This window comes from Phenylobacterium sp., from assembly GCF_036563285.1.
In the GTDB taxonomy this organism is placed as follows: Bacteria; Pseudomonadota; Alphaproteobacteria; order Caulobacterales; family Caulobacteraceae; genus Phenylobacterium.
In genome coordinates, this window is record NZ_DATCMR010000006.1 from 516,266 (window position 1) to 538,703 (window position 22,438).

The window sequence follows — 22,438 nt, forward strand, 5'->3', positions numbered from 1 at the left end:
TGGTGGGCCGGCATCCGGGGGAAGGTCATCATGAGGCTGATCAAGCGCGGCGTCGTCGCCGCCGTGTCGACAGTGCTGGCGTGCTTCCTGGCTGCACCCGGGCTCACGCAGCCGAAGCCTGCCGCCACGGCAGAGTGGAGCCCCCTCCAGGCTCAGGCCATCCTGGACAAGACCCAGACGCTTACGCTGAAGCCGGACCTCTCCCACCTCAGTCCCGGCGAGCAGACGGCGGTGCACAAGCTCGTCCAGGTCGGCGGGATCTTCCAAGACGTCTATGAGCTGCAGCGCCATCGCAGCGCGCTGGCCGTGCGCGCGGCGCTCGCCAAGCGCACGGACGCGCATGGCAGGAGCCTCGCCACCCTCTACGACCTGTTTCAGGGGCCGATCGCCACGACGCTCGAGAACCGCCGCGTCGCCTTCGTCGCGACCGATGCCGAGGCGCCGGGCAAGAACGTATATCCGTGGGGCCTCACCAAGGCCGAGATCGAAGGCTTCATCGCCGCCCATCCGGCCGAGCGGGCGGCGCTGACGGATCTGCGCTCGGTCGTCCGGCGCGCCGACGCCGCGTCGCTGCAGCGCGATCTCGCCAAGCTTCGCCAGTACCCGGTTCTCGACACCCTGCACCCCGGGCTGCGGCGCCGGCTAGAGCGGCTCGCCCGCCGGCCCGACGCGAAGGTCCTCTACGCCGCGCCCTATTCGCTGGCCTATGCCGACCAGATGATCCGCGCCCATGCGCTGCTGAACGAGGCGGCGGAGGCGGTGGAGTCCGGCGACTGGGCGTTCGCGAAGTACCTGCGCAACCGCGCCCGCGACCTGCTCGCCGATGACTACGAATCCGGCGACGCGGCCTGGCTGAAGGGGCGGTTCAAGAACCTCAATGCCCAGATCGGCGCCTACGAGACCTATGACGACGAGCTCCTCGGAACGCGGGCTTTCTACAGCCTGAGCCTGCTGGCTGCACGAAACGAGGAGGGGGCGGCGCTGCGCAAGGCGATGCAGGGGATCCAGGCGCTGGAGGACAGCCTGCCCACCCGGCGCCACAGGAAGGTGCAGGAGGACATCCCCGTCGGCGTCTACGACGTGATCGCCGACTTTGGGCAGGCGCGCGGGGGCAACACCGCCACCAACCTGCCGAACGAGCCGTATCTGGTGGAGCGCTACGGCAGCATCATCCTGCTGCGCACCAACATCATGCGGAACCCGGACATCTTCGGCAGCTCCGGGGACACCTTCGCGGCCGCCGTGGCGCCGGCGTTCGCGAAGGACCTCACGGCCGACGCCACGTTCTACCGGACGCTCTGGCACGAGGTGGGCCACTACCTGGGGCCGGACCTGACGAACTCAGGAGAGGTCCTCGACGTCGCCCTGGGCGCGGACGCGGGCCTGCTCGAGGAGATGAAGGCGGACCTGGTGTCGCTCTACGTGGCCCAGGAGCTGCGCCGGCGCGGCTACTACACGGAGGCCCAGCTCCGCTCGGTGTACGCGGGCGGGGTCCTGCGGGTGCTGCAGAACAACCGGCCGCGGCGCGAGCAGCCCTACAACATGATGCAGCTGATGCAGTGGAACTGGTTCCTCGACCGCAGCGTGCTGAGCTTCGATCCGGCGACGGCGAAGATGTCGATCGACTACGGCCGCTACCATGACGCCGTGCGCGACCTGCTGCAGCAGGTGCTGGCGCTGCAGGAGAGCGGCGACCGCGCCGCAGCTGCGGCCTTCATGCAGCGCTGGGGCGCGTGGGACGAGAACCTGCACGGCCGGGTGGCGGCGAACATCCGGGCGCAACAGCGTTATCGATTCCGGCTGTTCCGCTATGCGGCGGTAGGCGCTCAGTAGCTAGCGCGCGTCGGCGGCCGAATAGGCCTCCTGCACGACGCTGAAGGGGCGGCGATCCGCACCGACGAGCACGGTGCGGTGGCGCAGCACGGCCAGCGGCTGCCCGGGGCGCTCGATGCGCAGCGTGCGGCGCTTGAAGCCCATGCCGCCGACCGCACGCCCGAATGGGGTCTGCGTCGTGAGCAGCTCGCCGTTCATCCCGGGCGTGAGCCGGGCGGGCAGATACCAGTTGTCGGCGCGCGACAGCACCTCCGCCCCGCAGACCAGCTCCACGCGCCGGTAGTGCACGGGCTCGCCGCGGCCAGGCTTCAGGGATGCGCGCACCCATGCCGGCGGCCGAGGCTCGGGGCGATTGTCCAGCCGGCGGACCTGGATGGGGACGTCGCAGAGGGTCTGCAAGACGGCCGTGGCGCTGTCGCCGTGCAGCAACCGGTCGTTCAGCCGCTCCACCGGACCGGCGGCGAGAGCGGCTGCGAGGAGGAGAGGCGTCATCCTCGGGTCGGCGCGGCCGTGCTGGCGCGGATCACCAGCCGGTGCGCGAGCGTGACGTGGCGCACGGTGTCGACGCGGCCGGCGAGCACGTCGAGCAGCAAACGCACGACCTCGTGGCCAATGGCGGGCATCGGCTGGCTTACGGTGGTGAGCGGCGGGTCGAGGTGGCGCGCATAGCGGATGTCGTCGAAGCCGACGAGCGAAACGTCGGCGGGGCACTTCAGGCCGCGCCGGCGGATGGCCTCCAACGCGCCCATGGCCATCTCGTCGCTGAAACAGAAGACGGCGGTCGGGGGCGGGTCGGCGTCGAGCAGGCCCAATGTCTGCTCCAGCCCGGACTCGATGGAGAAGTCGCCCTGCGCCACCTGCAGCGCCCAGCGGCCCCGGCGGGCCGCGGCGGCCTGGACGCCGGTGAGGCGGTCGCGGCTGAGCGGGCTCGCCAGCGGGCCGGTCACCACGCCGATGCGGCTGTGGCCCAGGCCGTAGAGATGCTCCATGGCCTCGGCGGCGGCGCGTTCGTTGTCGATGTGGGCGGAGGGCACGCCCAGCTCCGGGCTGAACTCGCAGCCGTTGACGATCGGCGCGCGGGGGCCGAGCGCGGCCGCCAGCTCGGCGAGGGAGTCCGGCAGGCGGTGGCCGAGGAAGATCAGGCCGTCGGCCTCCTTGCGGCGGAGCATGGCCGCGTACTGCTCCTCGCGCTCCTCCTCGTGGCGGGTGTCGCCCAGCAGCACGGAATAGCCTGCTGCGCTGGCGGCCTCTTCCACGCCGCGGATAACCTGCGAGAAGAAGGGGTTGGAGATGTCCGGAACCGTGACGAGGATCTTGCCGGTCCTCAGCGTTCGTAGGGACTTCGCCGCCGTATTCGGCGCGTAGCCCAGCCGCTCGACAGCCGCCATGACGCGGGCCCGGGTGGGCTCGGCCACCCGCTCCGGCGCGCTCAGCACGCGCGAGACTGTCGCGGTGGAGACGCCGGCGTCGCGCGCTACGTCCTGGATCGTCGCCATGGGCCTGTTGCGTACGGTTGAGGTTCGTGTAATCGATTACATCGGACGCGCGGAGCCGTTCAAGGAGCTTCGCCGCCCAGGGAAACGCGGGGAGGCGATATCCCATGACGGTTCAGGTCAGGCTGTTCCTGATGATGGTGCTCCAGCTCGCCGTCTGGGGCGCCTGGGCGCCGAAGCTGTTCCCCTACATGGGCATGCTGGGCTTCGCGCCCTGGCAGCAGTCGCTGGTCGGCAGCGCCTGGGGCATCGCCGCTGTGCTCGGGATCTTCTTCTCCAACCAGTTCGCGGACCGCAATTTCGCCGCCGAACGGTTCCTGGCAGGGAGCCACCTGCTGGGCGGCCTGGCGCTGCTCGCCTGCGCTTTCCTCACCAGCTTCTGGCCGTTTTTCGCCGCCTACCTCGTGTTCAGCCTGCTCTACGTGCCGACGCTGTCGGTTTCCAACGCCATCGCCTTCGCCAACCTAAGGGATCCGGCCAAGGATTTCGGGGCGATCCGGATGGGCGGCACCGTCGGGTGGATCCTGGTCAGCTGGCCGTTCATCTTCCTGCTGGGCGGCCAGGCCGACGCGCACCAGGTGCGCTCGATATTCATCGTCGCGGCGATCGTCTCGTTCGCGCTCGCCGCCTACAGCCTGACCCTGCCGCACACCCCGCCCAAGCGCGGCGACCAGGCGGCGGACCCGCTGGCCTGGCGCGAGGCGATCAAGCTCCTCGGCGTGCCGTTCGTCGGCGTGCTGTTCCTCGTCACCTTCATCGATAGCGTGATCCACAACGGCTACTTCGTCATGGCCGACGCCTACCTCACCCAGCGCGTGGGCATCGCCGGCAACGTGTCGATGGTGGTGCTGAGCCTGGGCCAGCTGGCCGAGATCGTGACGATGTTCCTGCTCGGCGGCGTGCTGATCCGGCTGGGCTGGAAGATCACCATGATCGTCGGCATCCTGGGCCACGCGGCGCGGTTCGCGGTCTTCGCCTTCTTCGCCGACAGCATCCCCACGATCATCGCCGTCCAGCTGCTTCACGGCATCGCCTACGCCTTCTTCTTCGCCACCGTGTACATCTTCGTCGACGCGGCGTTCCCCAAGGACGTGCGCTCGTCGGCCCAGGGGCTGTTCAACCTGCTGATCCTGGGCGTCGGCAACGTGGCGGCGAGCTTCCTCTTCCCGACCCTGATGGGCTCGATGACCATCGCGGGGCCCGACGGCGCCGCGGCGGTGGACTACCGCAGCCTGTTCATGGTCCCGACCGGCATGGCGGTGGTCGCCGCCCTGATCCTCGCCCTGTTCTTCCGCCCGCCTGAGAAGCGCCCCAGTGCGGTGGCCGCGTGATCGAAGGAGACCTGCCGTGGCTCAACAACACCTCGACCGGCGGACGTTCCTGGCGGCCGGCGCGGCGGCGCTGGGCGCGACGGTGACCACCGACGCGCACGCTGCGCCGTTCTTCGCGCGCACCCGCCTGCCGATTGGCATCCAGCTCTATACGCTCGCCCCGGACGCCCAGAAGGACCTGGACGGCACGCTCGCGGCCGTCGCGAAGATCGGCTACCGCGCCATCGAGCTGGCGGGCTTCGCCGGTCGTACGCCGGCGCAGTTCAAAGCCGCCCTCGACCGCGTCGGCCTGAAGGCGCCCAGCGCCCACATTCAGGCGCGCGGCGCGACCGGCAGCTTCGAGTCCGACCTGGGCAAACTTGCAGAAGACCTCGCCACCCTCGGCGCGACCTACGCCGTGATGCCGAGCCCCTATGTGCCCGACCGTGTCTCCCAGGCGGCCGGCGGCGACTACCGCAAGATGATGTCGGCGCTCACCGCCGACGATTGGAAGTTCAACGCCGAGTACCTGAACAGGAACGCCGCGGCGCTGAAGCGCTCCGGGATCAAGGTGGGCTACCACAACCACAACTTCGAGTTCGCGCCGCACGGCCGGACCACGGGCATGGACATCCTGCTCGCCGAGACCGACCCCTCGCTGGTCACCTTCGAGGCCGACGTCGGCTGGATGGTCGCGGCCGGCGTCGACCCGCTGGCGTACCTGCAGAAGCACAAGGGCCGCTTCACGCTGATGCACGTGAAGGACGTGAAGGCCACGACCCTGACGAACTTCGCGCTGCGCATGGATCCTACGGAGGTGGGTTCGGGCACGATCGACTGGAAGCGCCTGCTGCCGGCGGCGCACGCCACGGGCGTCCGAGGCTTCTTCGTCGAGCAGGAGCCGCCGTTCGCCCATCCGCGGATCGAGTCCGCCAAGATCAGCCACGACTTCCTGGCGCGCGTGAACGCATGAGACCGATCCGCCTGGCCATGGTCGGCGGCGGACCGGGCGCCTTCATTGGCCCGGTGCACCGGATGGCGGCTGAGCTGGACGGGCGCATGCGGCTGGTCGCCGGCGCGTTCAGCCGCGACGCGCGCAAAAGCGAGGAGGCCGCGCGGACCTGGGGCGTGCGAGGCTACGCCGACTGGCGCGAGATGATCGCCGCGGAAGCCGGGCGCGAGGACGGCGCGGAGGTGCTGGCGGTGGTGACGCCGAACCACCTGCACTTCGAGCCGGCGCGGACGGCGCTCCAAGCCGGGCTGCACGTCGTCAGCGACAAGCCGGCCACCCGCGACCTGGCGCAGGCGCAGGCGCTGGCGCAGACGGTGGCGGCCTCGGGGCGGCTTTACGGGCTCACCTACACCTACACCGGCTATCCGATGGTCCGCGAAGCCCGCGAGATCGTGCGGCGGGGCGAGCTCGGCGCGGTGCGCAAGGTCATCGTGGAATATTCGCAAGGCTGGCTCTCCGAGCCCGTCGAGCGGACCGGCGCCAAGCAGGCCGAGTGGCGGACCGACCCGGCGCAGGCCGGCGCGGGCTGTATCGGCGACATCGGGGTGCACGCTTTCAACATCGCCGAGTTCGTGACGGGTATGCGGGTGCAGAAGCTCTGCGCGGACGTCTCCACCGTCGTGCCGGGCCGGGGGCTCGACGACGACTGCAACGTGCTGATGCGGTTCGAGGGCGGGGCGCGCGGCGTGCTCGTCGCCTCGCAGATCTCGGCGGGCGCCCGCAACGGGCTGCGGCTGCAGGTGTTTGGCGAGCGGGGCGGCCTCACCTGGTGGCATGAGCGGGCGGGCGAGCTCACCCTCGATTGGCTGGATGCGCCGAGCCAGACCATGCACGCCGCATCGTCGTACCTGACGCCCTTAGCGCTTGGCGCCTCGCGCATACCGGCCGGCCATCCGGAAGGATTCATCGAGGCCTTCGCCAACCTCTATCGCGACTTCGCCGACGCGGTGACGAAGGGGAGTGCCGAGGCCGGCCTCGTGCCGAGCATAGCCGAGGGCGTGCGCAGCATGGCCTTCGTGGAGGCTGCCGTGGCTGCGAGCGGCAAGGGGTGGGTCGACCTGCAGGTGGCGGCATGAAGACGATCAAAGGACCGGGCATCTTCCTAGCCCAATTCCAGGGTGCGGAGCCGCCGTTCGACAGGCTGGAGACGCTCGCCGACTGGGCGGCGGGCCTGGGCTATGTGGGGCTGCAGCTGCCGACCGGCGTGGGCGGCCTCTTCGACGTGGAGAAGGGCGCCCAGAGCCAGGCCTACTGCGACGACGTCAGGGGCATGCTCGCGGACAAGGGACTGCAGGTCACGGAGCTTTCCACCCACCTGCAGGGCCAGCTGGTGGCGGTCCATCCCGCCTATGACGAGCTCTTCGACGGCTTCGCCCCGGCGAACTTGCGCGGCAAGCCCGCCGCGCGCCAGGAATGGGCGGTCGCCCAGGTGAAGGCCGCGGCCAAGGCCAGCCAGCGGCTGGGGCTGACGGCGCACGCCACCTTCTCCGGCGCGCTCGCCTGGCCCTATTTCTACCCCTGGCCACAGCGGCCGGCGGGGCTGATCGAGGAAGCTTTCGCCGAGCTCGGGCGGCGCTGGCGGCCGATCCTCGACGTCTTCGAGGAGGCCGGCGTCGACTGCTGCTACGAGGTCCATCCCGGCGAGGACCTGCACGACGGGGCGACCTACGAGCGGTTCCTGGAAGAGGTCGGCGGCCACGCGCGCGCCTGCCTGCTCTACGACCCCAGCCACTTCGTCCTGCAGCAGCTGGACTACCTCCACTACATCGACCGCTACCACGAGCGCATCCGCGCCTTCCATGTGAAGGACGCCGAGTTCCGGCCGAACGGGCGCGCCGGCGCCTATGGCGGCTATCTCGGCTGGGTGGACCGGCCGGGCCGCTTCCGCTCGCTGGGCGATGGCGAGATCGACTTCGGCGCGATCTTCTCCAAGCTCGCCCAGTACGACTATCCCGGCTGGGCGGTGCTCGAATGGGAGTGCGCGCTGAAGCATCCGGAGGACGGCGCCGCCGAGGGCGCGCCCTTCATCAGGAACCACATCATCCGCGTGACCGAGCGGGCCTTCGACGATTTCGCAGGCTCGGGCGCGGACGCCGCCGCCAACCGGCGGCTCCTCGGCCTAGGGGGCAAATGAGATGGCCAACCTCAACATCAAGGCGCGGCAGGAGAACACCTACGACGCCCTCGTCGTGGGCAGCGGCATCACCGGCGGCTGGGCGGCGAAGGAGCTGACCGAGCGGGGGCTGAAGGTCCTGGTGCTCGAGCGCGGCGGGCCGGTGAAGCACATCGAGGACTATCCAACCGCGAACACCGCGCCGTGGGAGACCAAGTACCCGCGCGGGCGGCTTCCCTCGAAGGAGATGAAGGCGCGCTATCCGGTGCAGCAGCGCACCGGCTATGCGCTTACGGAACACACCCGGCACTTCTTCGTCCGCGACGACGAGAACCCCTATGCGGAGACCAAGCGGTTCGACTGGATCCGCGGCTACCACGTGGGCGGGCGCTCGCTGATCTGGGGGCGGCAGAGCTACCGCTGGTCGGACCTCGATTTCACCGCCAACGCCCGCGAGGGCATCGCGGTCGACTGGCCGATCCGCTACGCCGACCTGAAGCCCTGGTACGACCACGTGGAGCGCTACATCGGCGTCTCGGGGCAGCCCGAGGGCCTGCCGCAACTCCCCGACGGTGTCTTCCAACCGCCCATGGAGATGAACTGCGTCGAGAAGGCCTTCAAGTCGAAGGCCGAGCAGCGCTTCCCCGACCGTCGGATCACCATCGGCCGCACCGCGCACCTGACCGCGCCGACCGAGGAGCAACTCGCGCTCGGACGCGGCAAGTGCCAGTACCGCAACCTCTGCATCCGAGGCTGCCCTTTCGGCGCCTATTTCAGCTCGAACTCCGCGACGCTCATCTCGGCGGAGCGGACCGGGCGGCTGAAGATCCGGCCGAACTCCATCGTGACCGAGATCGTCTTCGACGAGAAGAAGAACCGCCCGGACGGCGTCCGCATCCTCGATGCGCAGACCGGCAAGACCGAGGACTTCTACGCCAAGGTGATCTTCGTCTGCGCCTCGGCGATCCCGACCGCGTGGCTGCTGCTGAACTCCAGGAGCAGGCGTTTCCCCAACGGCTTCGGCAACGGCAGCGACCAGGTGGGCCGCAACATCATGGACCACCATCTTGGCGCCGGCGCGCGGGCCGACGTCGAGGGCTTCGACGACATGTACTACTCGGGCCGGCGGCCGAATGGCCTCTACGTGCCGCGGTTCCGCAATCTGGGGGACGCGAAGACGAAGCGTCCCGACTACATACGCGGCTTCGGCTACCAGGGTGGGGCGGGCCGCGCGGGCTGGGACCGCGAGCCCGGCGGCTTCGGCGCGGACCGCAAGCAGGCGCTGATCAATCCCGGGCCGTGGAACATCGGCCTGGGCGGGTTCGGCGAGATCCTGCCCTACGCCGACAACCGCATGACGCTGAACACCGCGGTGAAGGACAAGCACGGCCTGCCGACCATCACCTTCGACGCGGCGATCCGAGACAACGAGAAGGCCATGCGCAAGGACATGGCGGCGTCTGCCGCCGAGATGCTGGAAGCCGCGGGGTTCAAGAACGTCCGGCCGTACGACGGCGATTACGCCCTGGGCCTCGGCATCCACGAGATGGGCACGGCGCGGATGGGACGCGACCCGAAGACCAGCGTGCTCAACGCCCGCAACCAGATGCACGAGTGCAGGAACGTGTTCATCACCGACGGGGCGGCGATGACCTCGGCCGCCTGCGTGAACCCGTCGCTGACCTACATGGCGCTCACCGCGCGGGCCGCGGCCTTCGCGGTCGAGGCCGGCAAGAAGGGAGACCTCTAGATGAACGCTCCCATGCTGAACCGCAGAGAGACCTTCCTCGGCGGGGTCGCGGCCATCTGGGCTGTGCCTGTGGTGACCTCGGCCCAGGCCGCGCAGGCGGTGCTGACCTGGAACCCGCGGGCGCTCTCGCTGGAGGAGGCGCGCACCCTGGCCGCGGCGTCCGAGCGGATCATCCCCGCGACCAGCACGCCCGGCGCGATCGGCGTCGGCGTGCCGCAGTTCATCGACCGCGCGCTCGCCGACTGGTGCGAGGCCGACGACGTGCAGCGGCTGAAGCTGGGGCTGCGGGACCTCGGCGCGGGCTTCGCCGCACTGCCGGCAGCCGAGCAGGACGTGCGGCTGCGGCAGGCGGAGGCCGAGGCGCGGACGTTGGCGACCCAGCGCCCGCCGAAGCCGCATTGGTTCCTGACGCTGAGGGAGCTGACGACGGTGGGCTACTTCACCTCCCAAACCGGCGCCACCAAGGTGCTGCGCTACGATCCTGTGCCAGGTGAGTACCGCGGCTGTGTCCCGGTGAAGGAGATCGGCGTCGCCTGGGCGACGTCATGAGGCGCGCGCTGCTGGTGCTGGCGCTGGCCGCCATCGCTTCCCATGCGGGCGCAGCCGAGCGCTGGCGCCCAATCTTCAACGGCCGTGACCTCACAGGCTGGACCCCGAAGATCAACCACCATCCGCTGGGCGAGAACTGGCGCGACACCTTCCGGGTGAAGGACCGCAAGCTGGTCGTCAGCTACGACAAGTACGACCGCTTCAAGGACGAGTTCGGGCACCTGGTCTACAAGACCCCGCTTTCGTCCTATCGGCTGCGGCTGGAGTACCGGTTCGTGGGGCCGGACACGCCGGGCACGCCGGCTTGGGCGATCCGAAATTCCGGCGTCATGTTGCACGGTCAGGCGCCGGGCGAGATGGCGCTCGACCAGCCGTTCCCGATTTCGCTGGAAGCCCAGTTCCTGGGCGTCGTGGCCGGCGAGGCGCGGGGCACCGGCAACCTCTGCACGCCGGGGACCACCGTCACCGTCGCCGGCGAGGTGATGAAGGAGCACTGCCGCAACTCGCCGGCCAGGCCCATCGCGGATGGCGAATGGGTGCGCTTCGAGGCGGAGGTGCGCGGCGGCAAGGTCATCCGCCACTTCGTCAACGGCGAGAAGGTGTTCGAGTACGGCGACGTGCGGCTGGAGCCGTCGGAGTTCAAGCGCTTCGCCAACGTTGATCCGGGCGCGCGGACCGCTGCGCCGCTGACCTCCGGCTACATCTCGCTGCAGGCCGAGGGGCACCCGATCGAGTTCCGCAAGATCGAGGTGATGGAGCTGAAGGACTAGCTACTTGAGCGGCCGGATCTTGATGTTGCGGTACCAGACCGGATCGCCGTGGTTCTGCAGGGCGATGTGGCCGGAGCGGGACCGCGCGAACGGCGGCCAGGCCCTGAACTTGCTGGCGGCGACGCGGGCCGTGAACTCGGCGGAGTCCATGTCGTAGGCCACCACCTTCTGGCCGTTCAGCCAGTGCTCGACCTTGCCGCCGCGCACCACGATGCGCCCCTGGTTGAACTCGCCGACAGGACGCGTGGCGTCGGTCGCGGGCTCATAAAGATCGTAGAGCGCGCCCGCGCGCTGCTTCGGCGGCTCGCCGCGGCTGTTGTCCAGCACCTGGTACTCGGGCCCGCTGTGATAGGTCTCGCCGCCGTCCTCGGTGACGCGGAACATGACGCCGGAGTTGCCCTTCGGACTGATCTTCCAGTCGAAGGCGAGTTCGAAATCGCCGAACGTCTCCCTGGTCATGATGTCCTTGGACGTCTTCGGGTCGGGCGACAGCACACCGTCCTTTGCCGTCCAGCCCGGGTCCGGCGCCGGCGCCTTGAAGCCGCGCCAGCCGGCGGTGGACCTGCCATCGAACAGCAGCTTCCAGCCGGCCCGCTTCTCGGCCGCCGTCAGGGTGTTCTCGGCTGCGGAGGAGGCGGTCGCCATCGTCGCCAGCACCAGCCCCAGTACGATCGCCTTCATCAAAGCCCCAGCGCCTTCAGGCGTTGCTCCAGCACGGCCTTCACCTCGGCGGAGGGGCCGGGATCGGAGCCGCGCGCCTCGTTGCCAATGTAGCCGATATCCTTGAACCCGACCTCGGTCGTGTAATAGGCGCCGACCACGAGCCGACGGAACTTGCGGAAGAACTCACGGTCGTCGCCCGTCGAACGGGGCAGGGCGGAGAGCGCCGCAGTACGCTTGGCCGCATCGCCGCGCACGATGTCCGGGATCAGCTTTTTCAACCCGTCGCGGACGATCGGCCGGTCCTTGACCTGGTCCGGGTAGGGGGCGCTCACCCACTCGTCGATGAAGTCGGGAATGCCCAGCGCGCTCGCCGCCGGGGCGGTGGCCGTGGCCGGCAGGATGAAGTCCGCCAGGACGGCGGTGGCCTGCAGCTCGTCCTTGGTCAGGATCCGGGGCCAAGGCGCCGGCGCCGGTTTCACCAGGTTGGGGTCAGTGCCGTAGCCTTTGACGGATTCGGGCTTCGGGACCTTCGGGCCGAACACCACCGCCGTGCCGGCCATGCCGGCCGCCGCGGCCGCGGAGACCCAGATCAGCGCCGTGCGGCGGTCGACGGTCGAGACATAGGCCTTGGGCGCTTCGTCGCTCATGACAACGCTCCCTGCCTGGCGAGCGTGGCGAGGTGGTCGCTGGAGCGCCAGGCAAGCGCCAGGATCGACAGGGTCGGGTTCTTGTCGGGGCTGGAGACCAGCACCGCCCCGTCCGTGACGAACAGGTTCGGCACCGCCCAGGCCTGGCCGTACTGGTTGACCACTGAGTCGTTCTCCGAGGCGCCCATGCGCACCGTGCCCACCTCGTGGATCATCTCGCCGCCCTTCGAGATCGCCTTGCGGCCGTCGGTCTCCGGCTTGCCCAGCACCTTGCCGCCCAGCCGCTCGATCACTTCGGTGAAGGTCTGCACCATGTGCCCCGCCTGGCGGGTCTCGGCCTCGCCCCAGCGCCAATGGAAGCGCAGGACCGGAATGCCCCACTTGTCCTTCACGCTCGGGTCGAGCTCGCAGTAGCAGTCGTCGTTGGGGATCATCTCCCCGCGGCCGTTGAAGCCGATGCGGCTGCCGTAGCGGCGGCGCAGGTTGGCGCGGAGCTCGTCGCCCACGCTCATGTCGTCGTCGGCGAGCAGGCCCGCCGTGCCCATCGACGGCATGCCGCGGCCGCCGCCGATCTCGATGTGGTAGCCGCGCGGGAAGCCCAGCTCCTTGTGCCTGTCGTAGCCCCACCAGGGCACATAGGTGTGCTCGACGCTCATGCCGTCGTCGTTGGTGGGCGGCAGGTCCTCCAGGGCGGGGAACTGGCCGGACACGTTCAGTCCCACCGTGTCCATCAGATAGCGGCCGACCATCCCGTGGGTGTTGCACAGCCCGTCGGGAAACTTCGCGCTCTTGGAGTTCAGCAGGATGCGCGCTGTCTCGCCGGAGCCCGCCGCCAGCACGACCGCGCGAGCCGTGACCGCGTGGTGCTCGCCCGTGCGGCGGTCGACGTAGGAGACGCCCTTGGCCTTGCCGGCTGCGTCGAGGTCGACCTGGTAGGCCAGGGCATTGGTGACGATGGTCAGGTTACCGGTCTTCATGGCCGGCGGCAGGAGCACGGTGGTCGACTGGAAGTTCGCGCCGATCGAGCAGCCGCGGCCGCACGGCGTGGCGAAGACGCAGGTGTTGCGCCCGTTCATCTCCTCGACGGAGCCGGTGAGGACCGCGCCGTGCATCGGCACGACCGGGATGCCCATGGCTTCGAACCCACGGGCGTAGAACATCTCGAACGCGCGCGGAGGCGGCGAGGGCAGGAGGCAGCCGGGCGGGGAGTCCGGCGTATTGGTCAGGCCCAGCGCCGGCCCCGCGCCGGTGACGCCGATCAGCTTTTCGGTGCGATCGTACCAGGGCGCCAGGTCGTCGTAGGTGATCGGCCAGTCGTGGCCCAGGCCGTCGCGACTGCGCGGCTTGAAGTCGAGCGGTCCGAAGCGCAGCGAGATGCGGCCCCAGTGGTTGGTCCGCCCGCCGAGCATCCGTGGCCGCCACCAGGTGAAGGGCTCCGAACCCTCTGCGACCGTGTAGGGCTCGTTGGGCACCTCCCAGCCGCCGTCGATCGTGGCGTCGTAGAAACCGAACGGCTTGTCCGGGGTCGAGGTGGCCCTGAGCGGCGCCTGCGCCGGGATGTTGTACATCGGCGTCTCGGTGACCGGATCATAGTTCCGGCCCGCCTCCAGCATCAGCACCTTCAGGCCCTGGCGCGTGAGGTGGTAGGCGCTCATCCCGCCGCCCGCGCCGGAGCCCACGATGATCACGTCGTAGGGTTCAGCCATGCGCCCCCCTTGGCCGGCTATCCGCCGGGAGAGTGGCGCCAAGCTGCGGCGTGGGGAAGCGCTCAGACGGCGCGCTCTCCGCCGATCCAGGTGGCGACCACCTCGGCGGCGTCGTCGAGCAGCACCAGGTCGGCCCGCAGGCCGGGCGCGATGCGGCCCATCAGGTGGTCGACCCCTAGGAAGCGCGCGGGATTGAGGCTGGCCATCCTCAGCGCCTCCACCGGTTCGACGTCCAGCAGGGCGGTGGCGTTGCGGACCGCCCGGGCCATGTCGAGGTCGGAGCCGGCGAGCGTGCCGTCGGGCGCCACGCAGACGCCGTCCTGCACGGTGATGCGCTGGCCCTGCAGGGTGAAGGCCTTCTCCTTCATGCCCACACTCGGCATGGCGTCGGTGACCAGCATGAAGCGGTCGAGCGGCTTGGAGCGCAGGGCGATGCGCAGCACGGCCGGGTGGATGTGGCGACCGTCGACGATGATCCCGCAGTAGCTGGCCTGGTCCTCCAGCGCGGCGCCCACGGCGCCCGGAGCGCGGCTGGCCAGCGGGGACATGGCGTTGAACAGGTGGGTGAAGCCGCTGACGCCGGCCTCCAGGGCGGCGCGGATCTGCTCGTAGCTGGCGTCGGTATGGCCGGCGGCGACGACCACGCCGGCGTGGGCGAGCGCGCGGATCATGCCGGGCTCGGTGCGCTCCGGCGCCAGGGTGACGAGGGTGCGGCCGGCCTTGAGCGAGGAGAGCAGGGTGCGGGCCTTCTCGTCGAGGACGCGGAACTTCTTCTTGTCGTGGATGCCGGCGCGGGCGGCGTTGAGGAACGGCCCCTCCACGTGCACGCCGAGCACGCCGGGCACCCCCGCGGCGATCGCCGCCTCGACAGCGCGCAATGCACGCTCGATAGCGCCGAGGTCCTCGCTGATGAGCGTCGGCATGAAGCCGGTGGTCCCGAACCGGCGGTGCGCCTCGCCGATGGCGGCGATCGCCTCGACAGACATGTCGTCGTTGAAGAGCACGCCGCCGCCGCCGTTCACCTGGGTGTCGACGAAGCCCGGCGCGAGCCGGCCGCCGCCGAGGTCGTAGCGCTGGTCGCCGTTGGCGAGGGCCTCGGCTTCGCTCGTGACCGAGACGATCCGGCCGGCGTCGATCACCACGCCCAGGCCGCTGACGAAGCCCTGGCCGTTCAGAACCCGGCCGCCGACGAGCGCGACAGCCATCAGAGCGTCCTCGTGACCTTGGAGAGGCCGGGCGGCCGGTCGGGATCGAAGCCGCGGGCCCGGGAGAGCGCCTCGAGCATGGGATAGGCGCTCTGCACGAGCAGGATCGGCTGGAGCAGCGGATGGGCCGAGAGGGCGGGCAGCGAGATGGCGCCCTGCGCCGATCCGCCGGCGATCAGCACGGCAGCGCCCTGTGCGGCGAGGTCGGCGGCCAGCGCCTCGACCCCTTCGCGCGTGGCGTCGTCCTGGGCAAGGGCCAGCACCGGGAAACCGTCGCGGGCGATGGCCATCGGCCCGTGGCGCACCTCGGCGGCGCTGAACGCCTCGGCGTGCAGGCCGCAGGTCTCCTTGAATTTCAGCGCGATCTCCTGGGCGGCGGCGAAGCCGGGCCCGCGGCCGACCACGTACAGGCTGCTGGCGTGGGCCAAGGCTTGCTGGGCGACGAACCAGTCCGAGGCGTGGGCCTTGGCCATGAGGTCCGGCAGCTCGCGGAGCGCGGCGTCGAGCTCTGCGTCCTCCGTCCAGGCGCCGACGAATTGGGCGATGACGGCGAGCGAGGCGAGGAAAGATTTCGTCGCGGCGACGCTGAGCTCGGGTCCGGCCCAGAGCGGCAGCTCGGCGTCGGCCATGGCCGCGAGCGGTGACCCCGCGGCGTTGACCAGGGCGACGAGCTTGGCGCCCGCGTCACGCGCAGCTTCGGCGGTGGCGAGCAGGTCCGGGCTCGCGCCGGACTGCGAGATGGCCAGGCAGAGGACGTCCGCGGCCTCCGGCGCCGCAGCGTAGACTGAGCTCACCGACGGCGCCGCCGAGGCGGTGATCAGGCCGGTGCGGGTCTCGATCAAGTACTTGGCGTAGGTGGCGGCATGGTCGGACGAGCCGCGGGCGCAGGTGAGCACCGCGCGCGGCGGGCGGGCGCGCAGCTCGGCGCCCAACGCCCGCGCCGCCTCGGCATTTCGCTCCAGCAGGTCGCGCACCACGGCCGGGGCCTTGGCCGCCTCCTGCGCCATGGCGCTGATGTGGGGCGGGCGATGTCCGGTCGCCTCGGGCGTCACGTGGGGCAACTCGGCTCCTTCACCGATCAGGAGGTGAGCGCGTTGAGCTCGGCCACGAAGTCGTAGGCGTCGCCGCGATAGTAGGACTGGGTGAACTCAACGGCCCGGCCGTCCTTCAGGAAGCCGCGCCGCTCGATGAGCAGGCCCGCGTCGCCGGGCGAAACGCGCAGCAGCTCGGCCTGCTCCGCCGTGAACAGCACCGCGCGCAGCCGTTGCAGGGCGCGGGTCGGCCGGCAGCCCGCCGCGTCCAGCGCCTCGTAGAGCGAGGGACCCACGGCCTCCAGCGACGGAAGCGAATAGGCGGGCACGGTGGAGTACTCGAGCGCCATCGGCAGGTCGTCGGCGTAGCGGATGCGGTTGAAGCGGTAGACCGGACTGCCCGGCGAGAGGCCCAGGACCAGTGACTCCTCCGGGGTGACCCCGCCTTCGGTCCGCTTCAGCCATTCGCTGCGTGGCGTACGCCCCCGCGAGATCATGTCCTCGCTGAATGACGACAGCTTCGAGAAGTTCTTCTCCACGCGCGAGGCGACGAAGGTGCCGGCGCCTTGGCGGCGCATCAGCAGGCCTTCGGTGACCAGGCCGTCCAGCGCCTTGCGCACGGTGATGCGCGAGACCTCGAACTCCTCGGCCATGTCGCGCTCGGGCGGCAGGGCCTCGTCGGGCGCGAGCACGCGGTTGCGGATCGCTTCGCGGATCGCCTGCTGGAGCTGCTGGTACAGCGGCCCTCGGCCGCGCGGGTCCAGCGTTCCGATCAGTTCTGCAAAGGCTGGCACGACGCCCCCGAGGCTCTGGCAGGCCGCAACATGGCCTCTCTCCTATAGGTCACGCTACAAACCAATTCCATACCAATTTTATAATCACCCTCAATTGGTCTTACTTTTCGCTTGCACATCCTAGCGTTTCGGTGACAGCTAAGGTCCGACCCCAGCGTGTTCAGGGGTGTTTTCGCCCGAGTCGCGCCTCGATTGGTGCGGAATTGGTCGCATGGGAACGCGAGCCGACACGGCCGCTACAGGGGAGAAGAACCATGGGCATCAGGAAGAGGCTTCTGGCCGCGTCGGTAAGCGCAGCCGCCCTGGCCTGGCACGGCGCCGCCCAGGCCCAGACGCAGGAAGTGGACGAGGTGGTCGTCACCGGCATCCGCGCCTCGCTGCAGCAGTCGATCGACGCCAAGCGCACGGCCGATAGCCTCGTGGAGGTGATCACCGCCGAGGACGTGGGCAAGTTCCCCGACAAGAACGTCGCCGAGTCGCTGCAGCGGATCACCGGCGTCACCATCCAGCGCGATTTCGGCGAGGGCGAGCGGGTGTCGATCCGCGGCACCGCGCGCAACCTCAACTTGACGCTGCTGAACGGCCACGCGGTCGCGACCGCCGACTGGTTCATCCTCGACCAGCTGAACGCCAGCCGCAGCTTCAACTACCTGATGCTGCCGTCCGAGATCGTCGGGCGCGTGGAGGTGTTCAAGAGCCCGCAGGCCGACCTGGAGGAGGGCGGCGTTGGCGGCACGATCAATGTGCTCACCCGCCGGCCGTTCGACCTCGACCCGTTCTCCGTCTCGGCCTCGGCGCAGGTCGCCTACAGCGATCTGGCCGACGAATACGACCCGCAGCTTTCGGGCATGCTCAGCTGGACCAACGCCGACAAGACCTTCGGCGTACTCGTCGGGCTGATCTCCCAGAAGCGCCACCTGCGCCGCGACGGCGTGGAAGTGCTGGGCTACGGCTCCAACAACTTCGGCGGCGCCATCGGGACGGTCGACTACCCTGTCCTGATCGGCTCGGCCTTCTTCCAGCAGGAGCGCGACCGCAAGGGCGTGAACTTCGCCGCCCAGTGGGCCCCGACCGACGCCCTCGAGGTAAATCTGACCGGCCTCTACAGCCACATGGACGCCGACAACTTCAACCAGAACTACATGGCCTGGATCTCGAACAAGGTCGGCAACGGCGCGGCTCTGACCGGGACGGAAGTGCGTGACGGCACCCTGGTGCGCGGCACGTTCGGCCAGGCGGGCGGGTTCGGCGCGGTGTTCGACGCCGTCGACCGGGTGGCCTCCACCGAGACACGGTCGATCGACCTCGACGCCACCTACAGCCTGGGCGACGCGTGGACACTGCACGGCCAGATCGGCTTCACCGACGCCGAAGGCGCGACCGAGGCCCAGCCGTTCTGGGAGACCATCGGCGTCACCGGCGTGAGCTTCGACCTGACCCAGGGCGTGCCCCGGGTGAGCTTCGCGAACCTGGACCCGACCAGCGCCGCGGCCCTGCCGGAGCTCGGCTGGACTTCGCTCGACAGCATCGGCAACACCGACCAGGAGTTCTATGTCCGCGGCGACGCCGACAGGAAGGTGGACTTCGGCCCCTTCAGCTCGATCAAGGCCGGGCTGAAGTACACCGACCACGAGCGCGAGACCCTGCACATCGCCGGCCGCCTCGGCTCCCTCTATCCCTGGACCGGCGGACTCTGCAGCGGCCACGTTTGCGGCCTCGCCGACGTGGCAGGCGGGCTAACCCCCGGCGACTACCTGGACGGCATCGGCGGCACGGGCGTGGTCCGCGCCTATCGCCAGGTGGACCGCGCCCGCCTGGAGCAGCTGCTGCTCGGCAAGACCCTGGTGGAGTGGACGCCGTCCACGCCCGGCTCGGCCGACTACAAGTTCCTGTCGCCGTCCGACAGCTACACGATCACCGAGAAGGCCCTGGGCGGCTACGTCATGGGCGTCTTCGGGGGCGAGGGCTTCCGCGGCAACCTCGGCGTCCGCGTGGTGCAGACGGAGCAGACCGCCGAAGGCTGGCTGGTCGGCGCCGGGGGCGGGGTCCCCAATCCGTTCGGCGACATCCAGCGGGTGACCTACGAGAAGAGCTACACGGACGTCCTGCCCAGCTTCAACATCGCGTTCGACCTCACCGATAACCTCGTCCTCAGGTTCGCGGCGGCCAAGGTCATGGCGCGGCCGGACTACGCCAAGATCGCGCCGCAGATCTCGCTGACACCCTCGATCTACACCGGGATCGGCGGCAACCCGGACCTGGACCCCTATCGGGCCTCGCAGTTCGACGTCTCGGCGGAGTGGTACTACGCGCCCGAGAGCCTGCTGTCGGTGGCGTTCTTCTACAAGGACATCCAGTCCTACGTGATCAACGCGACCAACGAGGAGCTGCAGCGGGTCGAGACCAACACGCCCGACATGAGCCGCTGCACCCCGGTGAGCGGCAACCTCTACACCTGCCGGTTCGACGTCACGCGGCCGACCAACGGTCCCGGCGGGCACAACCAGGGGGTCGAGATCAGCTGGCAGCAGCCGCTGATGGCGGGCTTCGGGGTGCTGGCCAACTACACCTACTCCGACGCCGAGGCGACGAACGGGGATCCGATCCCGGAGAACTCCCAGCACAGCTTCAACCTGACCGGCTATTTCGAGAACGAGCGGATCAGCGCGCGGCTGTCCTACAACTACCGCTCGGAGTTCTTCGTCGACATCGACCGCGCCTCGCAGCTGAACAGCGCGGCGGTGAAGTCGCTCGATGCCTCGGTGAGCGTCAACATCACGGACAACATCGCGGCGACCTTCGACGCGCAGAACCTGACCGATGAGATCCTGGAATTCTACTCCGGCACGGAGAGCCGGCCGCGGGCCTTCTACCGCAACGGCCGCGTCTTCTACGGCGGGGTGCGCGTGAAGTTCTAAGGGTACCTCCCCCAACTTTGGGCGCGGCTCGCTCTTTTCCGCGCCCATTTCCTTTTTCATTGTACAGCTGGGCGTACGGCCGGAGGAAGTGATGCGGGCGAGGGCGCGACCGTGGATCGGCCGGCTGGCGGCCGCAGCCTTGGCCCTGCTGGGCGCGGCCTGCGCGACGGCGTCCCCGCCGCTCCGCGCCCAGATCACTCCGGCTCCCGTGCAGCTCGTCGAGGCTCCGGGTCTGCTCGTCGTGCGCAACGGCTTGGGAATCGCGGCGCCGCCCGGCGATGCGCCAGCGCGGCGAACGGCGGAGATCCTGGCGGACCTCACCGCCCGCGCCGGCGGGCCCCGCCTGCGGGTCGTCGAGCGCGAGGGCGCGATCGTGCTGCGGCGGACGCCGGGCCTGGGCCCCGAGGCCTACCGCCTGGAGGTCACCCCGGCCGGCGCCGTCGTCACCGCCTCGACCGATGCAGGGCTGTTCCATGGGGCGATGAGCGTGTGGCAGCTCGTCACCGCCGACGGCGGGCGCATCCCGTCGCTGCGGATCGAGGACGCGCCGCGCTACGGCTGGCGCGGGCTGATGCTGGACTCCGCGCGCCACTACCAGTCACCGGCCTTTATCCGCTCGCTGATCGACGCCATGGCGGCCCACAAGCTCAACGTGCTGCACTGGCACCTGACCGACGACCAGGCCTGGCGGCTGGAGATCAGGAAATATCCGCGTCTGACAGAGGTCGGCGCCTGGCGTGTGCCGGCCGGCGAAGGGCCGGCGCGCGACGTCGATCCGGCGACGGGCAGCCCGCGTCTCTACGGCGGCTTCTACACCCAGGACGAGGTCCGGGCGCTGGTGGCCTACGCCGCCGAGCGGCAGATCACCATCCTGCCCGAGATCGAGATGCCGGGGCACGCCACCGCCGCCGTCGTCGCCTACCCGCAGCTCGCGGCGACCTCCTCTCCGCCGAAGGCCGTGCCGGCGGACTGGGGGATCTACCCCAACCTGTTCGCCACCGACGAGGCGACCTTCGGCTTCCTGCAGGATGTGCTCGACGAGGTGATCGCGCTCTTCCCGTCGACGTACATCCACGTGGGCGGCGACGAGGCGGAGAAGCACCAGTGGAAGGAGTCTCCTGCCGTGCAGGCGCAGATGCGCGCGCTCGGAATCCGGGACGAGAAGGCGATGCAAGCCTGGTTCACGCAGCGCATCGAGAAGCACCTGGCAAGCCGCGGCCGCCGGCTCATCGGCTGGGACGAGATCCTCGACGGCGAGCTTCCGCCTCGCGCCACGGTCATGTCCTGGCGTGGCATCGCCGGTGCGCTGGAGGCGGCGAAGCGGGGGCACGACACGGTCCTGTCGCCAGCCCCGATCCTCTACTTCGACAACCGCCAGGCGGCCGGGCCGGCGGAACCCCCCGGCCGCGGCTGGATCATCAGCCTGAAGGACGTCTACGCCTTCGATCCCGCCCCGCCTCAGCTGACGCCCGAGCAGCAGGGCCACATCATCGGCCTGCAGGCCAACCTCTGGACCGAGCACATCCGGACCGAGGCCCGGGCGGCGCACATGCTGTTCCCGCGCGCGCTCGCCGTGGCGGAGGTCGGCTGGTCGCCGGCGGCCCGCCGAGACTGGAAGGACTTCGCCACGCGTGTGCCCGCGGCCGTCGCGCGGCTGCGCGCCCTCGGCTTCCCGGCCGCGCAGTCCCCCTTTGACGGCAAGCACACGCCCACCGATCCGCGTCGGCGGGACAGCCGCGAGCTGAAGACCTGCAGCAACGCGATCACTCTGGCGTTGGAGGACGATGCGCCGGCGAACGGCCCTCGCGCCGTCTTCCTCACGGACATCATGAACCCGTGCTGGATCTGGTCCGGCGCGCAGCTGGACGGGATCTCCACGATCGAAGTCGACGTCGGCCAGCTGCCGTTCAATTACCAGATCGGAGAGGACATCAAGAAGGTCACCGTCCCGCGGCCCCGCACGCCGGAAGGCGAGCTGGAGGTGCGCGTCGGCGGCTGCAAGGCGGAGCCCGCGGTGGTGGCCCCGCTGAAGACGGCCGCCGCGAACCCCGCTGTCACGACGCTCAAGGTCCAGTTGCCGCCTACGGCCGGCGCCCAGGACCTCTGCTTCACCTTCACCCGGCCCAAGATCGAGCCGATGTGGGCGGTGGCGGCCGTACGCCTGCTGCCGGGTCCGGCGCGATGAAGCCGTTGGAGAGCCCGCCGGCGCCTGGCGTGAGCGAGGTCCTGGTGGTGCAGGCGCCGGTCGCGGGCTGGGCCGCGCCGCTCGACGAGGCGCCGGATCCGGTGTTCGCCGGCCGCATGCTGGGCGATGGGGTCGCCATCGATCCCACGGCGGAGACCGTGCACGCGCCCTGCGACGGGGTCATCATCGCCCTGCCACGCACCCGCCACGCGGTGACGATCCGCGCCGACAACGGCGCCGAGCTGCTGATCCACGTGGGGCTGGAGACCGTGGCGCTCGCGGGGGAGGGGTTCACGGCGCACGTGGACGAGGGCGCCCGCGTCCGCCGCGGCGAGAAGATCCTGACCTTCGATATGGATTTCCTCGCCGGCCGCGTGCGGAGCCTGCTCACGCCGGTGGTGATCACCAACGGGGAGCGCTTCGAGATCGTGCACCGCGTCACCGGGCGTGAGGTGCGCG

Annotated in this window: 18 protein-coding genes and 1 pseudogene; 11 read left to right on the top strand and 8 right to left on the bottom strand. The window is 70.0% G+C overall.

What is annotated here, in order from left to right; translation table 11 throughout:
* Window positions 1–30: 30 nt before the first annotated feature.
* Window positions 31–1,833 (top strand): hypothetical protein, encoded by a 1,803-nt coding sequence (locus VIL76_RS07465; RefSeq protein WP_332044373.1) that lies wholly within the window; start codon window positions 31–33, stop codon window positions 1,831–1,833.
* Here VIL76_RS07465 and VIL76_RS07470 read toward each other — a convergent pair whose 3' ends face one another.
* Both VIL76_RS07470 and VIL76_RS07475 read right to left on the bottom strand, forming a co-directional pair.
* Window positions 1,834–2,325, bottom strand: a complete 492-nt coding sequence (locus VIL76_RS07470; RefSeq protein ID WP_332044374.1) for a hypothetical protein — start codon at window positions 2,323–2,325, stop codon at window positions 1,834–1,836. It abuts the gene before it with no gap.
* Entirely contained in the window at window positions 2,322–3,329 is a 1,008-nt protein-coding gene (locus tag VIL76_RS07475; RefSeq protein WP_332044375.1) for a LacI family DNA-binding transcriptional regulator, read from the bottom strand. The genes VIL76_RS07470 and VIL76_RS07475 overlap by 4 nt, the downstream gene beginning before the upstream one ends.
* A gap of 104 nt (window positions 3,330–3,433) precedes the next feature.
* Here VIL76_RS07475 and VIL76_RS07480 point away from each other — a divergent pair, with 104 nt between their 5' ends.
* From VIL76_RS07480 to VIL76_RS07510, 7 genes are read left to right on the top strand one after another with little or no spacing between them, the layout of a single operon-like run.
* Window positions 3,434–4,657, top strand: a complete 1,224-nt coding sequence (locus VIL76_RS07480) for an MFS transporter (protein WP_332044376.1) — start codon at window positions 3,434–3,436, stop codon at window positions 4,655–4,657.
* A gap of 16 nt (window positions 4,658–4,673) precedes the next feature.
* On the top strand, window positions 4,674–5,609 hold the full coding sequence (locus tag VIL76_RS07485; RefSeq protein WP_332044377.1) for a sugar phosphate isomerase/epimerase: 936 nt from the start codon (window positions 4,674–4,676) through the stop codon (window positions 5,607–5,609).
* A complete protein-coding gene (locus tag VIL76_RS07490) occupies window positions 5,606–6,724 on the top strand; it encodes a Gfo/Idh/MocA family oxidoreductase (protein WP_332044378.1) in 1,119 nt (372 codons plus the stop codon). The genes VIL76_RS07485 and VIL76_RS07490 overlap by 4 nt, the downstream gene beginning before the upstream one ends.
* On the top strand, window positions 6,721–7,782 hold the full coding sequence (locus VIL76_RS07495; RefSeq protein ID WP_332044379.1) for a sugar phosphate isomerase/epimerase: 1,062 nt from the start codon (window positions 6,721–6,723) through the stop codon (window positions 7,780–7,782). Before VIL76_RS07490 ends, VIL76_RS07495 begins: the two co-directional genes overlap by 4 nt.
* Before the next feature lies 1 nt (window position 7,783).
* The gene (locus VIL76_RS07500; protein WP_332044380.1) at window positions 7,784–9,511 is read left to right on the top strand and encodes a GMC family oxidoreductase; all 1,728 of its coding nucleotides are present in this window, start codon (window positions 7,784–7,786) and stop codon (window positions 9,509–9,511) included.
* Entirely contained in the window at window positions 9,512–10,060 is a 549-nt protein-coding gene (locus VIL76_RS07505) for a gluconate 2-dehydrogenase subunit 3 family protein (protein ID WP_332044381.1), read from the top strand.
* A complete protein-coding gene (locus tag VIL76_RS07510) occupies window positions 10,057–10,830 on the top strand; it encodes a DUF1080 domain-containing protein (protein WP_332044382.1) in 774 nt (257 codons plus the stop codon). The genes VIL76_RS07505 and VIL76_RS07510 overlap by 4 nt, the downstream gene beginning before the upstream one ends.
* Here the strand turns inward: VIL76_RS07510 and VIL76_RS07515 are convergent, their stop codons facing one another.
* From VIL76_RS07515 to VIL76_RS07540, 6 genes are all read right to left on the bottom strand, one after another.
* Complete coding sequence (locus tag VIL76_RS07515; RefSeq protein WP_332044383.1) at window positions 10,831–11,511, bottom strand: DUF1080 domain-containing protein; 681 nt, start codon at window positions 11,509–11,511, stop codon at window positions 10,831–10,833. It abuts the gene before it with no gap.
* Window positions 11,511–12,140: a gluconate 2-dehydrogenase subunit 3 family protein gene (locus VIL76_RS07520; protein WP_332044384.1), complete on the bottom strand. Its 630-nt coding sequence runs from the start codon at window positions 12,138–12,140 to the stop codon at window positions 11,511–11,513. Before VIL76_RS07520 ends, VIL76_RS07515 begins: the two co-directional genes overlap by 1 nt.
* Window positions 12,137–13,846 carry a GMC family oxidoreductase gene (locus VIL76_RS07525; protein WP_332044385.1) on the bottom strand — a complete coding sequence of 570 codons (1,710 nt, stop codon included), beginning with the start codon at window positions 13,844–13,846 and terminating at the stop codon, window positions 12,137–12,139. Before VIL76_RS07525 ends, VIL76_RS07520 begins: the two co-directional genes overlap by 4 nt.
* A gap of 62 nt (window positions 13,847–13,908) precedes the next feature.
* A complete protein-coding gene (gene nagA, locus VIL76_RS07530) occupies window positions 13,909–15,051 on the bottom strand; it encodes an N-acetylglucosamine-6-phosphate deacetylase (RefSeq protein WP_332044386.1) in 1,143 nt (380 codons plus the stop codon).
* On the bottom strand, window positions 15,051–16,058 hold the full coding sequence (locus VIL76_RS07535; protein ID WP_414695419.1) for an SIS domain-containing protein: 1,008 nt from the start codon (window positions 16,056–16,058) through the stop codon (window positions 15,051–15,053). The genes nagA and VIL76_RS07535 overlap by 1 nt, the downstream gene beginning before the upstream one ends.
* A gap of 71 nt (window positions 16,059–16,129) precedes the next feature.
* Complete coding sequence (locus VIL76_RS07540) at window positions 16,130–16,876, bottom strand: GntR family transcriptional regulator (RefSeq protein WP_332044387.1); 747 nt, start codon at window positions 16,874–16,876, stop codon at window positions 16,130–16,132.
* 254 nt (window positions 16,877–17,130) lie between these two features.
* Here VIL76_RS07540 and VIL76_RS07545 point away from each other — a divergent pair, with 254 nt between their 5' ends.
* From VIL76_RS07545 to VIL76_RS19745, 3 genes and pseudogenes are all read left to right on the top strand, one after another.
* Window positions 17,131–19,794 (top strand): TonB-dependent receptor, encoded by a 2,664-nt coding sequence (locus VIL76_RS07545; RefSeq protein ID WP_332044388.1) that lies wholly within the window; start codon window positions 17,131–17,133, stop codon window positions 19,792–19,794.
* A 91-nt stretch (window positions 19,795–19,885) separates the two neighbouring features.
* Window positions 19,886–21,979 carry a beta-N-acetylhexosaminidase gene (locus tag VIL76_RS07550; RefSeq protein ID WP_332044389.1) on the top strand — a complete coding sequence of 698 codons (2,094 nt, stop codon included), beginning with the start codon at window positions 19,886–19,888 and terminating at the stop codon, window positions 21,977–21,979.
* Window positions 21,976–22,425 (top strand): annotated as a pseudogene (locus tag VIL76_RS19745) (PTS sugar transporter subunit IIA); the annotation flags it as partial. The gene VIL76_RS07550 and the pseudogene VIL76_RS19745, both read left to right, overlap by 4 nt.
* Window positions 22,426–22,438: the final 13 nt, after the last annotated feature.